This window comes from Delftia sp. RIT313, from assembly GCF_000632165.1.
Taxonomy (GTDB): domain Bacteria; phylum Pseudomonadota; class Gammaproteobacteria; order Burkholderiales; family Burkholderiaceae_C; genus Comamonas; species Comamonas acidovorans.
This window is the reverse complement of sequence record NZ_JFYT01000035.1, coordinates 103,614-116,642: the sequence shown is the minus strand read 5'-3', so window position 1 is coordinate 116,642 and position 13,029 is coordinate 103,614. Positions and strand designations below refer to the sequence as shown.

The 13,029-nt window shown below is 68.1% G+C and carries 10 protein-coding genes and 1 tRNA gene; 5 read left to right on the top strand and 6 right to left on the bottom strand.

Features of this window, described 5'->3' with window-relative positions; genetic code table 11:
* Positions 1-127 precede the first annotated feature (127 nt).
* The 4 genes from fdhE to BW39_RS07975 all read left to right on the top strand — a co-directional run bounded on the left by fdhE (position 128) and on the right by BW39_RS07975 (position 4,789).
* On the top strand, positions 128-1,102 hold the full coding sequence (gene fdhE / locus BW39_RS07990) for a formate dehydrogenase accessory protein FdhE (protein ID WP_043820941.1): 975 nt from the start codon (positions 128-130) through the stop codon (positions 1,100-1,102).
* A gap of 14 nt (positions 1,103-1,116) precedes the next feature.
* Positions 1,117-2,571: an L-seryl-tRNA(Sec) selenium transferase gene (gene selA / locus BW39_RS07985; protein ID WP_043820939.1), complete on the top strand. Its 1,455-nt coding sequence runs from the start codon at positions 1,117-1,119 to the stop codon at positions 2,569-2,571.
* A 10-nt stretch (positions 2,572-2,581) separates the two neighbouring features.
* Complete coding sequence (gene selB / locus BW39_RS07980) at positions 2,582-4,513, top strand: selenocysteine-specific translation elongation factor (protein ID WP_043820938.1); 1,932 nt, start codon at positions 2,582-2,584, stop codon at positions 4,511-4,513.
* Positions 4,514-4,693: 180 nt separating this feature from the next.
* Positions 4,694-4,789 (top strand) — tRNA-Sec (locus BW39_RS07975).
* A 32-nt stretch (positions 4,790-4,821) separates the two neighbouring features.
* Here the strand turns inward: BW39_RS07975 and BW39_RS07970 are convergent.
* The 4 genes from BW39_RS07970 to BW39_RS07955 all read right to left on the bottom strand — a co-directional run bounded on the left by BW39_RS07970 (position 4,822) and on the right by BW39_RS07955 (position 8,120).
* The gene (locus BW39_RS07970) at positions 4,822-5,328 is read right to left on the bottom strand and encodes an OmpA family protein (RefSeq protein ID WP_013802666.1); all 507 of its coding nucleotides are present in this window, start codon (positions 5,326-5,328) and stop codon (positions 4,822-4,824) included.
* A 1-nt stretch (position 5,329) separates the two neighbouring features.
* Complete coding sequence (locus tag BW39_RS07965) at positions 5,330-6,559, bottom strand: sensor domain-containing diguanylate cyclase (RefSeq protein ID WP_013802667.1); 1,230 nt, start codon at positions 6,557-6,559, stop codon at positions 5,330-5,332.
* Positions 6,556-7,113: a YfiR family protein gene (locus BW39_RS07960; RefSeq protein WP_043820934.1), complete on the bottom strand. Its 558-nt coding sequence runs from the start codon at positions 7,111-7,113 to the stop codon at positions 6,556-6,558. The genes BW39_RS07965 and BW39_RS07960 overlap by 4 nt, the downstream gene beginning before the upstream one ends.
* 182 nt (positions 7,114-7,295) lie before the next feature.
* Entirely contained in the window at positions 7,296-8,120 is an 825-nt protein-coding gene (locus tag BW39_RS07955; protein ID WP_043820933.1) for a GNAT family N-acetyltransferase, read from the bottom strand.
* A 99-nt stretch (positions 8,121-8,219) separates the two neighbouring features.
* Here BW39_RS07955 and selD point away from each other — a divergent pair, with 99 nt between their 5' ends.
* Positions 8,220-9,278: a selenide, water dikinase SelD gene (selD, locus tag BW39_RS07950; RefSeq protein ID WP_043820931.1), complete on the top strand. Its 1,059-nt coding sequence runs from the start codon at positions 8,220-8,222 to the stop codon at positions 9,276-9,278.
* A gap of 106 nt (positions 9,279-9,384) precedes the next feature.
* Here the strand turns inward: selD and BW39_RS07945 are convergent, their stop codons facing one another.
* Positions 9,385-11,835 carry a penicillin acylase family protein gene (locus BW39_RS07945; RefSeq protein ID WP_043820928.1) on the bottom strand — a complete coding sequence of 817 codons (2,451 nt, stop codon included), beginning with the start codon at positions 11,833-11,835 and terminating at the stop codon, positions 9,385-9,387.
* Positions 11,836-11,992: 157 nt separating this feature from the next.
* A complete protein-coding gene (locus tag BW39_RS07940; RefSeq protein WP_012205315.1) occupies positions 11,993-12,472 on the bottom strand; it encodes an Lrp/AsnC family transcriptional regulator in 480 nt (159 codons plus the stop codon).
* Positions 12,473-13,029 lie beyond the last annotated feature (557 nt).

Here is a 13,029-nt window from a genome sequence, read left to right as displayed (position 1 = left end):
GGCCCTTCCTCGGTGCCCCTCGCCTTGGGCCGCGCCAGTTTTCACAGACATGGCGTCATACTAGGCATCAGCCTGAGCACCCAGCCGCCCAGCGATCCGGGCGGCTGTTTTTTTGGGATTCATTCCAATGCAACGCATTCTTCAACCTGGCGATATCGAGTCGCTGGACCACACCAGTTTTCCGCGCGTGCTGCTGCCGCAGTTGCCGGGGCTGTTCGTCGAGCGGGCGGCGCGGCTGCGGCAGCTGGCCGAGGGCAATCCGATTGCCGACTACCTGCGGTTTGTGGCGCAGATCGTGGACGCGCAGGGCAAGGCGGCCGGGCAGTTGACGCTGACCGCGCCCGATGCGGCGCTGATCGCGCGGGCGCAGGAGCATTCGATGCCGCTGCTGCCTGCCGCCGACCATATCGATGCCGCTTGGCACGGTGTGCTGGACCGCATGCTCGATGCCCTGTCGGGCGCCGATGGCCTGCCTGCTCCGCTGCAGCCGCTGCTGCAGGAGCTGCGCGCGCTGGACACGGCCGGGCGTGACGAGATCGCGCAGCGGCTGCTGCAAAAGGAAGTGGCGGCCCGCCACGTGGGCATGGCGCCTTTTGTGATGGCTGCGCTGCAGGTGGTGTTTGCCACGCGCGCCAGCGGCCTGAGTGCACGCGACGTGCCCTATACCGATCCCGCCTCGATCTGCCCCGTCTGCGCCAGCGAGCCCGTGGCCAGCGTGCTGCGCATTGGAGGCAAGACCGCAGGCCACCGCTACCTGCACTGCGGCACCTGCTGCACGGAGTGGCACATGGTGCGCGTCAAGTGCTCGCACTGCGAGTCGACCAAGGGCGTCGAGTACCAGGGCATCGATGGCGCAGGCGATACCGTGCTGGCCGAGACCTGCGAGGAATGCGGCAGCTACCGCAAGGTGGTCAACCAGGAAAAGGACCCGATGGCCGAGCCCCTGGCCGACGACCTGGCCTCGCTGATGCTGGACCTGCTGATGGGCGAGGAGACGCGCTTTCAGCGCGCCAGCGCCAATCCCCTGCTCTACGTGGCCTTTGCCGAGGAGCAGGATGAGGCCGGCGACGCGCTGATCGCCCCCGCCACGCCTGCTGCCTGACCCTTTCGCACGCCATGACCGATACCGCCGCCCCCTCTGCCGCCTCCCCTGCCCCGTCCGCGCTGCGCCTGCCTGCCGTGGACAAGGTGCTGTTGAGCGCCGACATGCTCGCGCTGCGCGAGCGCCACGGCCTCGACGCCTGCACCCAGGCCGTGCGCGAATCCCTGGCGCAGATGCGGGCCGATGCGCAGGAGCGGCTGCGGTCCGGCGAGCCCGATGCAGGCGCGCCCGGCATCACTGAGGTGGTCCAGGCGGCCGGCCTGCGTCTGGCGCGGCGCTTTGCGCCCCGGCTGCGCACGGTCTTCAACCTCACGGGCACGGTGCTGCACACCAACCTTGGCCGCGCCCTGCTGCCGCAGGAGGCGGTGGACGCCGTGGTGGCCGCCATGACGGCGCCGGCCAACCTGGAGTACGACCTGGAAGACGGCGGCCGTGGCGACCGCGACGACCTGATCGAATCCCTGGTCTGCGAACTCACGGGCGCCGAGGCCTGCACCGTCGTCAACAACAACGCCGCCGCCGTGCTGCTGACCCTGGCCACGCTGGCGGCCGGGCGCGAAGTCATCGTCTCGCGCGGCGAGCTGGTGGAGATCGGCGGGGCCTTCCGCATTCCCGACGTGATGACGCGCGCAGGCGCCACCCTGGTCGAGGTGGGCACCACCAACCGCACCCATGCGCGCGACTACGAAGGCGCTGTCGGCGAACACACCGGCCTGCTCATGAAGGTGCATTGCAGCAACTACGCCATCACCGGCTTCACCAAGGCCGTGAGCGACGCGGAGGTGGCATCCATTGCCCATGCGCGTGGCCTGCAGATGGTGGTGGACCTGGGCAGCGGCACCCTGGTCGATTTGCGCGAATGGGGCCTGCCCTACGAGGTCACGGTGCGCGAGACCATCGAGTCGGGCGCCGACATCGTCACCTTCAGCGGCGACAAGCTGCTGGGCGGCCCGCAGGCCGGCCTGATCGTGGGCCGCAAGGACCTGATCGCCCGCATCAAGAAACATCCGCTCAAGCGCGCACTGCGCGTGAGCAAACTCACCCTGGCCGCGCTGGAGCCCACGCTGCGCCTGTACCTGCACCCCGAAAAGCTGGCCGAGCGCCTGACCACGCTGCGCCTGTTCACGCGGCCCCAGGCCGACATGCAGGCCCGCGCGCAGGCGCTGCAGCCGCTGGTGCAGCAGGCGCTGGGCAGCTGCTACGTGGTGGAAACCGCCGAGATGAACAGCCAGATCGGCAGCGGCGCCCTGCCCGTGGAAAACCTGCCCAGCTGGGGCCTGCGCCTGCATCCGGCCGACGGTCGCCAGGCCGGCCGCCAGCTCACCCGGCTTGAAGCAGGCCTGCGCGGCCTGCCGCGCCCCGTCATCGGCCGACTGCATGACGACGCTCTGTGGCTGGACCTGCGCTGCCTGGAGGCAGCCGACGAGCCGGCCTTCACCGAACAGCTGCCGCTGCTGCACATCGCCTGAGGACGAACGCATGATCATCGGCACCGCCGGCCACATCGACCACGGCAAGACCACCCTGGTGCGCGCGCTCACGGGCGTGGACACCGACCGCCTCAAGGAAGAGAAGGCGCGCGGCATCTCCATCGAGCTGGGCTATGCCTACACGCCGCTGCCCAATGGCGAGGTGCTGGGCATCATCGACGTGCCCGGCCACGAGAAATTCGTGCACACCATGGCCGCAGGCGCCGTGGGCATAGACCACGCCCTGCTGGTGGTGGCCGCCGACGACGGCGTCATGCCGCAGACGCGCGAGCACTTGGACATCCTGCAGCTGCTGGGCGTGCGCGAAGCCACCGTGGCCCTGACCAAGGCCGACCGTGCTACGCCCGAGCGCCTGCAGCAGGTGCGCGCCGAGATCGAGTCCCTGCTGGCGCCCACGCCGCTGGCAGGCGCGCCGGTCTTCCCTACCGCGGCAGCCTTGCCTGATGACGCTGGCGTGGCGCAGCTGCGCGAGCATCTCATGGCGCGCGCCCAGTCCATTCCCGCGCGGGCCAGCGACGGGCTGTTCCGCCTGGCCGTGGACCGCAGCTTCACGCTGCCGGGCCAGGGCACCGTGGTCACGGGCACCGTGTTCGGCGGCCAGGTGAAAGTGGGCGACACGCTGGTGCACTCGGCCTCGGGCACCGAGGTGCGCGTGCGCAGCCTGCATGCCCAGAATCAGGCCAGCGAACAGGGCCTGGCTGGACAGCGCTGCGCGCTCAACCTGTCGGGCATTGCCAAGGAAGCCATCACGCGCGGCGACTGGATCGCCGACGCACGGCTGCTGCAGGCCAGCGACCGGATCGACGTGCGCCTGCAACTGCTGGCCGATGCGCCATCACTGGCCCAATGGACGCCTGTGCATGTACACATCGGTACGGCGCGCTGCACGGCCCACGTGGCCCTGCTGCAGGACCAGCCGCTGGGCCCGGGCGAGCAGGTCATCGTCCAACTGGTGCTGGACATGCCCGTACATGCCCAACCCGGCGACCGGCTCATCGTGCGCAATGCCCAGGCCAGCCGCACCATTGCCGGCGGCAGCGTCATCGACCCCTTTGCACCCGCACGCAAGCGCCGCAGCCCCGAGCGCACGGCCTATCTGCAGGCGCTGGAATCGCTGATTGCCACCGGGGACGCCAGCGCGCTGGTGCAAGGCGCGGCGCACGGCATTGCCACGTCGCAGCTCATGCGCCTGACGGGCCGCGCATCGGTGGCCACGGATGCCCGCCTGCACCGCCTCCCCCTGGCCGAGGGCGATACGCTGCTGCTGGGCGAGGCACGCTTGCAGCAGCTGCGCAACCAGGTGCTGGACAGCATGGCGCGCTTCCACGACAAAAGCCCCGACGAGCCCGGCGTGAACGCCGCACGCCTGCGCCGCATGGCACTGTCGGGCCTGGTGCATGCAGGGCATGACGCGCTGTGGAAAGGCCTGCTGCAAGCCCTGCTGCAGGACGGCAGCCTGGCCGCCAGCGGCGCCTGGCTGCACCTGCCCGGCCACAGCGTGCAGCTGTCGGACAGTGAAAAGCAGATCGCCCAGAAACTGCTGCCCGCCATCGAGGCCGGCCGCTACGACCCGCCCTGGGTGCGCGACCTGGCCCGCGACAGCGCCACCGGAGAGGAAACCGTGCGCCAGCTGCTGCGCAAGCTCGCACGCCAGGGCCAATTGTTCCAAGTCACAAAGGACCTGTTCTACACGGCAGCCCGCATGGACGAACTCGCGACCCTGGTCCGCGAGCTGGCCTCCTCCACCCCCAACGCCGAAATCCAGGCCCACGCCTTCCGCGACGCCACCGGCCTGGGCCGCAAACGCGCCATCCAGATCCTCGAATTCTTCGACCGCATCGGCTACACCCGCCGCATGCGCGACGCCCACCTGCTGCGCCCCGATGTGCAGTGGACCACTGGTGCCACAGCAAGAATCTGAGGCAAGGGGCCGCTACAATGGCGAGCTTTGCTTCGCCACGGCGCCAGCAACCGGCGCGGCCCAAGGCGAGAGACACCGAGCAAGGGCCGCCCCGCCGCAAGGGTGTCGTCCCCCTCCCCCGCGAAGCGGGTAGAGAGGGGGAAGCGGCGTAAGCCGCTCAGGGGGAGCTTCAAGCCAGAAGGAAAGCATACGCACCCGGTGGTGCGCCCGGGCTTCAAACCCGGTCAGGGGCGTCAGCCGCTCCTGGGTAGGTTCGACTCCTGCTGCTTTCCGCCAATCCCCCGACTCTGATTCCAGCCAGGTTCCGGCTATTGCAAGGGCACGACGATGGCCACGCGGCGGTTCTCCGCTGCATCGCTGGGCACCACGGGCATGGCGCGGCCCAGGCCCTTGACCTCGATATCCTGGCGCGCCAGGCCAGCTTCGGCCAGCACATCGGCCACCGCCTCTGCGCGGCGCAGCGACAGGCGCATGTTGTAGGCATCGCTGCCGCGATCGTCCGTATGGCCTTCCACGCGCAGCCGCTCGATGCCCACGCCCTTGAGGGCACGGCCCAGCTCCAGCACCTTGGTACGCGCCTGGGCGCCGACTTCGGCCGAATCAAAGCCGAACAGCAGCTTGCCCGACATCTGCAGCTCCCAGCCCTGGTCTGCCTGCGCAAAGCCCTGGCTGCGCAGCAACTGCTGCTGTTCTTCGGTCAGCCCCGGCGCCTTGGCCGGCGCCTGAGGCACCGTCTGGCAACCGACCAGCGCAAGGGCCAGCACTGCGGCCGCACCTGCGCCGCACATCCGGATCCAGCTCCGTCGTTTCAACATGTCATCCTCCTGTGATTCGTTCGGCCTGGCGCATGGCCTTGGCCTGGTACATGGCCTGGTCTGCATGGCGCATCAGCGTCTCCATGCTCTGGCCATGCTTGGGAAAAAGGGCGACGCCCGCGCTGACCGAAGGCTGCAGCACCACGCCGTCGCCAACGACTAGGGGCTCGCGCATGGCGGCCTCTATCTTGTCCTGCACCATCTGCGCGTCGCCGCCGCCGCCGATGGGATAGAGCAGGATGGCGAATTCGTCGCCGCCCAGGCGGGCGACCAGATCGGTCTCGCGCACCTGCGAGCGCAGCCGGGCACCCACCGCCTTGAGCAGCACATCGCCCACGGCATGGCCGTAGGCATCGTTGACCTGCTTGAAGCGGTCGTTGTCCAGAAACAGCACGGCCAGCTTCTGCCCGCTCTCCGCCGCGCTGTCCAGCGCCTGCTGCAGTCGCTGCTCGAAATGCAGCCGGTTGGCCAGCCCCGTGAGGCTGTCGCGCGAAGCCTGTCGCTCCAGCGCCGAATTTTGCTGCTGCAGCCGCTCATGGCGCGTCTGCAGCTCGGCCAGCAGGGCGTTGAAGTTGTCGCCCAACTCGCGCAGCTCGGCAATGCGCGCCAGCGGCACGCGCTGGTCCATGGATCGGTCATGGCGCACGGCCCGGGCCACGCGCGCCAGCTGCTGCAGCGGCTCGGCAATGTCGCGCAGCATGCGGCGCGACTGGCGCAGGCCCACATAGCCGCTGACACCCACGCACAGCACCAGCACGATGAAACCTGCGCCCAGGAAGCGGACCAGGCCCACGCCATCGCTGGCCAGCTGCACACTGCCGACCAGCCTGCCGTCCTGGCGCACATCGGCCTCGGCGCGCGGCAGGCCAATGCCCACGGCCAGCAGCTCCCCGATGCTGGACAGCGCCGAGCCACCATGGCCCGACCACCGCACGAACGGGCGGCCCTCGGCATCGAAGACCTCGGCGTGGGCCACGCCTTCGCCACGCAGCAGCTGGTCCAGCACGCGGGCGGCCTCGTCACGGTCACCGAAGACCAGCGATGCCTCGACCGTATAGGCCAGCGAACGGGCCACCAGATGCAGGTTGTTGGACAGGTACAGGCGCAGGGTGGCCACGCCGACGATGAGCAGCAGCGCCCCCGCCAGCGCGATGGCCACCGCCGCCATGCGCAGGTGCGCGCGGCGGATCACGTTGCGCAGGGAGGCATTGCCGGACAGGGACAACTTCATGGCAAGGTCCTGTGGCGCGCCAGTTGCAGCACCTTGGGATTGACACGCAGGCCGCTGCGGGCCACGGAGTCGAGGCTGACCTCGAAGCCTGCGCCCTCGCCACGGCGGCGCAGGCAGAACATGGCGCCGATGCGGCACAGCTCGCCTCGCTCGCTGATGGTCAGCAGCGGCCGCCCGGCCAGCTGCTCCATGAGCTTGCGCCAGGCCGCCTCATCGAGCTGGCCGGCATAAATGCCCTCGCATTCGACCAGGGCGCGCGCATCGACGGGCACCACGCGCCGCACTTCCAGCCGCTGGCTGCCCACGGTCTGCGGGGCGCCATTGAGCAGGTCGTCGGCATATTCGGTGGAGCCCACCACGCACAGCCGCAGCACGGGGCTTTCCGTGGGCCAGCGCGTGTAGCCCAGGATGCCTACGACGGTGCGGGTCACCCCCAGCTCATGCTCATCGGCCGCCGGCTCCGCATGTGCCTGCCCCACCAGCCCGGCCTGCAGGGCCAGCAGACCCACGACCAGCCAGGCCCCGGCAGACAGGCCTTTGATCCTGCAATCCATGCCCCACCTGCGGTATGTGTGATGTATGCGATGTGTGCGAGCTGCCAACCAAGGCTCCTTGAACGGAATATCCATGCATTGCGCCACGCTGGCGCACTGAAGCATTTTTTCACATATCGACCCCATCGCGCCGCCCGGCCTGTCACGCCGGGGCGCCCGTGATGGGCCAATGCGGCAACACATCAAAGCGCAGAGGCAGGCAGACGGTAGTGATAGCCGTAGAGCGCCTGAAAGCCCAAGCTTTCATACAGCCCGCGCGCCACCATGTTGGGCGCACGCACCTGCAGTTCGGCCCATTGCGCTCCCTGCGTCTGCCCCCAGTGCATCAGGCCATGCACCAGCGCCCGGCCCAGTCCCTGGCCGCGCAGCGCAGGCGTGATGACGATGTCATACAGGCCCACGCAGCCGCGCTCCACGACGGCCAGGCCAAACCCGGCCGGCTCGCCGCCCGCTCCACCGCCCACTTGCAGCGAAGCAAATGCGGCGGGCCAGGCAATGGACTGCAGCATTTGGTGGTGCGCCTGCCTGTGCTGCTCCGGCACGGCGCCGGCCTGGGCAAAGCCCTGCAGCCAGGCCGTGCCAGGCTGGGCTTGAATGGCAAGGGTCCAGCCCTGGTCGTTCGCTGGCGGCGCCATGTCCGTCAATGCAGCACGCATCACCAGGGAGGGGTCGGCCAGCAGGTAGCCGGCCTGCGCCAGCTGCGCATCCGCCTCGGGACTTGCCAGGGGCGAGAGACGAAAGATGGCAGGCAGGCCCTGGCGCTCGTAGAAGGCCTCGATCTGCGGCAGCAAGGCGCCAAGGCGGGCGCCGGGCTGCTGGGCATTGGCCGAGTTGGCGCGCTTGGTATGGCCCTGCGCGGCGCGCAGCAGCCAGTCGCCGCAGAGCACGGTGCGCTGGGCCGGCCAGGCGTTGAAGCCGCGCTGCTCCACGCCCACCACCGTCTCGGGATCGCATTCCACGGATGCGCGGTCATGAGTGAAAGACTTGGACATGCCCGCTTGTACCATGGCCGCCCGCCGTGCCCGCCCATAATATGGCGCGCCGCCGCGCTGGCGGCAGGCACTCTTTCCCACTACTGCGATCGCCGCCGATCGCCGGATTGCTCCATGACCACAGACACCTCCCAAGCCCCCCGACTCACCTCGCTGTCCCATGGCGGCGGCTGCGGCTGCAAGATCGCGCCGGGCCTGCTGGCGGAGCTGATCGGCAAGAGCGCGCTGCCCAAGCAGTTCTTCCCGGACCTGCTGGTGGGCACGGAGACCGCCGACGACGCCGCCGTCTACCGCATCAACGACGAGCAGGCCATCGTGGCGACCACGGACTTCTTCATGCCCATCGTGGACGACCCGTATGACTTCGGCCGCATCGCCGCGACGAATGCGCTGTCCGACATCTACGCCATGGGCGGCCAGCCCCTGATGGCCCTGGCCATCGTGGGCATGCCCATCAATGTGCTGCCGCACGACACCATTGCCAAGATCCTGGAAGGCGGCGAATCGGTCTGCCGCGATGCCGGCATTCCGCTGGCCGGGGGCCACTCCATCGACTCGGTCGAGCCCATCTACGGCCTGGTCGGCATCGGCATCGTCAACCCCCGCCAGATGAAGCGCAATGCCGACGCCCGGGCCGGCGACGTGCTGATCCTGGGCAAGCCGCTGGGCGTGGGCATTCTGTCGGCCGCACTCAAGAAGAACCTGCTGGACGAGGCCGGCTACCGCGCCATGGTGGAAGCAACCACCCTGCTCAACCGCCCCGGCACGGCGCTGGGCAAGATGGACGGCGTGCACGCGCTGACCGATGTGACGGGCTTCGGCCTGCTGGGCCATGGCCTGGAGCTGGCACGCGGCGCGGGCCTGACGGCACGCATCGACAGCCGCAGCCTGCCCGTGCTGCCCACGGTGCAGGGCTTTGCCGAGCAGGGCGTCATCACGGGCGCCTCGGGCCGCAACTGGGCCTCTTATGGCGCGCAGGTTGCGCTGGGCGCCGGCATCACCGATGCGCAGCGCGCGCTGCTGACCGATCCGCAGACCTCGGGCGGCCTGCTCGTGTCCTGCACGCCGGATGTTGCCGATCAGGTGCTTGCACTGTTTGCCGAGCAGGGCTTTGGCAGTGCCGCCATCGTCGGCCGCATGGAGGCGGGCGAGCCGCGCGTCATCGTGGACTGACGGCCAGCGCATTCCAAAAGCAACGGGGGCCGAGGCCCCCGTCGCTTTTTGCACTCCCGGCGAGCCGCCAGCGAACCGGCGGCCCGTCACCGGGTCACAGGTTGCTTCACTCGCTCACGGTCTGCGTCTTGTAGGCCGGGCTGGCCTGAATGGCGCTGTCGGTGAACGGCAGCTTGAGCCATTGGCGCGCGCCGTAGGCCTTGGTGTAGTCCACGTAGTGGGCCGAGGCCGGGTCGTCCGACAGCGAGAAGGTCAGGAAGGTATGGGCCTCCACACCGGCCGACGGGAAGCTCACCACCTGCATGTAGCTGTTGCCGTGCGGCTGCCCGTCCATGCTGTAGCCACCCTGCTCTATCTTGTTTTCCGAGCAGGTGATGGTGAAGTAGCCCACCTCGCCGCAGCCGCCATACAGCGCGATCTTCTCGCCGCCGCGCTGCGAGAACAGCACGGTGCCGCGCGCCGCATCCATGGCAAAGCCGCTGGCCTGCACGGCCTTCACTGCCTCGGCGAACGCCTTTTGCAGCGCCGCCTTGGCAGTGGGCTTGATGCCACGCGGCGTGTTGACGGGGTCGGCCGCATCGAAGGGCACGGCATACAGGTCGGCCGATTTGATCTGGCTGGCCACGCGCTTCCAGAACTCGTCCCAGACATGGGAGCCCCTGGATGCCGCCGTGCCCGTGCCATCCCAGGCCTGCAGCGCCGTGCAGGCAGCCGATACGTCCACCGTTTCACCCGCCGAGGACACGGGGCCTGGACAGACCTGGGCCAATGCCTCGTCCTTGAAGCGCGCGCTGTAGACACGGCTGTCCAGCACCATCTGGCGCACGATGTCGCTGGTGGCCAGCTTGCCCGGGTAGCCGTCCGTGCCCGCCAGCCGCTGCAGCGCCATGGTGTGGCCCAGGCGCGTGCGCAGGCTCTGGGCCGACGAAGTGGAGCCGAAGATGGCCGGATAGCCGGTCAGCGGCGCCGAGGCATTGGACAGCCAGTAGCTGTCGTTCATGTTGCCCACGTAGTCGCTGCGCAGCAAATTGGGCATACGTGCGGGGCCGATGGCGCCGGCCTGCACCGAATCCGCATCCGAACTCCAGTCGCACTGGCTGCTGCCACCGGCCAGCACCGGCACCTGGGGCAGCGCCGCGTTGATGGCGGCCGAGGCCGGCGTGGCACAGGCCTGCAATTGCGCGGGCGGCACGTTGGGCACGGCGCCGATGTCGGCATACCAGACCTGGGCATTGCCGCGCCCTGCGGCCACGGTGTTGACCCAGGGAATGGCCGACTCCTCCTTCTGGATGCGGATGAACTCGTCCAGCGACTTGGCCTGGTTCCAGCGCAGCCAGTTGCGGAAGGTGCGGTAGTTGTAGGCGTTGATGTCGCGGATGGCGAACACGCTCTGCGTGGTCCAGCCCAGCGCCGGGTCCATGGCGCCGAGGTTGACCACCGGGCCGTGCACGGTCTTGTACAGCGTGCGCGTGACCTGGTCCTGCCCGCCGGAGGCATTGCGCACGCTCACGGTGATCTTGCTGGCCTGCATGGCCTCGGTCTTGCCGTCACGCACATAGCGGGTCGGATCATTGGGCGCCAGCTGGTACATGAACAGGCCGAAGCGCCGCGCGGTGGATACGGTGTGGCTCCAGGCCACGTCGTTGTTGAAGCCGATCAGCACCATCGGAATGCCCAGAAAGCTGGCACCACTGACGTCGATCTCGCCGGGGATCGTGAGCTGCGATTGATAGAAGCGGTCCGGCCCCTTCCAGTACCAGTGCGGATTGCCGAACAGCACGCTGCTGCCGCCGCCCGTGGCCTGCTGGCCAAAGCCGTACATGTTGCTGCCAATGCCCGTGGTGCCGCCCACCTGCAATGATGGCGCCACCACCTGTCCCGGCTTGAGCACGGCCAGCTGCGTCGCGGCCGGCCGGGCCTTTGCCGGCCTGGCCGAGGCCGTTGCTGCCGCAGCCGCTGCAGGTGGCACGGCATTGGCGATCTGGGCCACGAAGTTGCTGTAGCCGCCGGCCAGATTGGCCGTGTACATGCGCCGCCAGATGTCCTGCGCGGTAATGGCCTGCACCCACGGCTGGCCCGCGCAGACCGCATTGGTCTTGGCACCGGCCGGCGTCTCGCGCACCACGCGGTTGTAGCCGGCCACGAAACCATCGACCAATTGCTTGAGCTTGTCCGGCTGGGCCTGGATCATGGCGGCCACGGCGTCATCGGAGACGACATGGCGGAAGAAGAAGTCCGAGTCGAGATTGCGCGGCCGGTCGATGGTGCTGTCGTAGACGGCCTGGGCATCGCCGCCCAGGTAACGCGAGCGCTCCCCGCGGTACGTCAGGAAGGAGTCGGCCATGGTGCACAGGTTGTCCTGCGCCTGGGCATAGCCGGCGCCATAGCCCAGGCCCGTCCAGTCCTTGGCCTTGATGTGCGGAATGCCCATTTCCGTGCGGCGGATCTCCGCGCTGTACTTGCTGCTGGAGCCGTCGCCCGAACCGCCGCAGGCCGCCAAGGCGGCCAGGCAAATCAATGACAGGGGCTTCCATCCACTGCGAACCGCTGGGTACATGCTTTGTCTCCTGGTGTTATGCGTACACAAAGAAAGACCCCCTTTTTGTACGGGGGCCCACAACAGCATAGGAGGGCCGCAAGGGACTGCCTACCCGGCAGTTTCACTAGCAGATGTCAGAGACCCGACAGTGGTTGCAAGGGCTGCAGCGCGCCCGTCAGGCAGCGGATTCGCCCGGCTGGCTCAGGGCCGCCGTGGTGCGCCGGTCGATCTTGCGGCTGAGCACCACCGAGGTGTAGGTCTGCTGAATGCCGTCGATCAGGCCGATGCGGTCCAGCAGCGCATCGAGCTTTTCATTGCTCTCGCAGCGCACGAACACCATGTAGTCGTACTGGCCGCTGACGGCAGAGACCTCCTCGACCTCGGTGAAGCGGTTGAGCGCCTGCATGACCAGCGTGGCCGTCTTGGGCTGCACGCGGATGCCGCAATACGCCCGCACGGCAGACTGCTCCACGCGTGCGCCCAGGCGCACGCCGTAGCCAGCGATCACGCCCTCTTGCTCCAGCCTGGCAATGCGCGCCACCACCGTGGTGCGCGCCAGATTCATCTGCCGAGCCAGATGTGCGGTGGAAGCCCGTGCATTGGTCTGCAGCAGACGCAGCAGCTGGCGGTCGGTTTCATCAAGACGGTATTCCATGCGGTTCCCTGGATTTCAACGGCAAGCACTTATGGAGGCTGCCCGGATGTGGTTCAACATTTCGGCAGAGATTTCCCCCAATCCGGCGATTTTATGCGTTGCGCATCGTCGTTCTATCGACAGGAGCTGCACATTTCCTGGTACCGCGGCGGCAGGAACGCCTCTCCAGCCTTCGCCGACCAGCAGCCGCCCCGACTGGCACCACCAGCTCTTGGGATATTCATCAGAAACAAAAGTAACTAATTACAAACTCTTGGTGCGGCAGGAAGCAGGGACCACGCAGGGACCTGACTACGGAACCGCATGAATCCTTAGCATGCATCCCATCTTTCCTTCACAAAAGCTGTTCCAAGCGCACCGCTGCCACTTGCGGCAGTGCTGATCGGGCGTACCGGCGCCTGCGAAACGCTCTCATAGCGTGCTGTATGCAAGATGGATCAGTACTTGCAAATACATGCATTTCCGCTAGATTGGCCCCGCAGGCGTAAATTTTGTGTACTCAAGTTACCCCGCACCTCTTGTCTGATCTGCCCCGAGGAGGATTTACTGTTCCCGCT

What these genes read in the sequence shown, in the direction of transcription:
- selA (WP_043820939.1), top strand. Translation starts at nt 1,117, where the DNA reads ATGACCGATACCGCCGCCCCCTCTGCCGCCTCCCCTGCCCCGTCCGCG.
- BW39_RS07960 (WP_043820934.1), bottom strand. Translation starts at nt 7,113, where the DNA reads ATGGATTGCAGGATCAAAGGCCTGTCTGCCGGGGCCTGGCTGGTCGTG.
- selB (WP_043820938.1), top strand. Translation starts at nt 2,582, where the DNA reads ATGATCATCGGCACCGCCGGCCACATCGACCACGGCAAGACCACCCTG.
- BW39_RS07955 (WP_043820933.1), bottom strand. Translation starts at nt 8,120, where the DNA reads ATGGTACAAGCGGGCATGTCCAAGTCTTTCACTCATGACCGCGCATCC.
- BW39_RS07940 (WP_012205315.1), bottom strand. Translation starts at nt 12,472, where the DNA reads ATGGAATACCGTCTTGATGAAACCGACCGCCAGCTGCTGCGTCTGCTG.
- BW39_RS07945 (WP_043820928.1), bottom strand. Translation starts at nt 11,835, where the DNA reads ATGTACCCAGCGGTTCGCAGTGGATGGAAGCCCCTGTCATTGATTTGC.
- BW39_RS07970 (WP_013802666.1), bottom strand. Translation starts at nt 5,328, where the DNA reads ATGTTGAAACGACGGAGCTGGATCCGGATGTGCGGCGCAGGTGCGGCC.
- selD (WP_043820931.1), top strand. Translation starts at nt 8,220, where the DNA reads ATGACCACAGACACCTCCCAAGCCCCCCGACTCACCTCGCTGTCCCAT.
- fdhE (WP_043820941.1), top strand. Translation starts at nt 128, where the DNA reads ATGCAACGCATTCTTCAACCTGGCGATATCGAGTCGCTGGACCACACC.
- BW39_RS07965 (WP_013802667.1), bottom strand. Translation starts at nt 6,559, where the DNA reads ATGAAGTTGTCCCTGTCCGGCAATGCCTCCCTGCGCAACGTGATCCGC.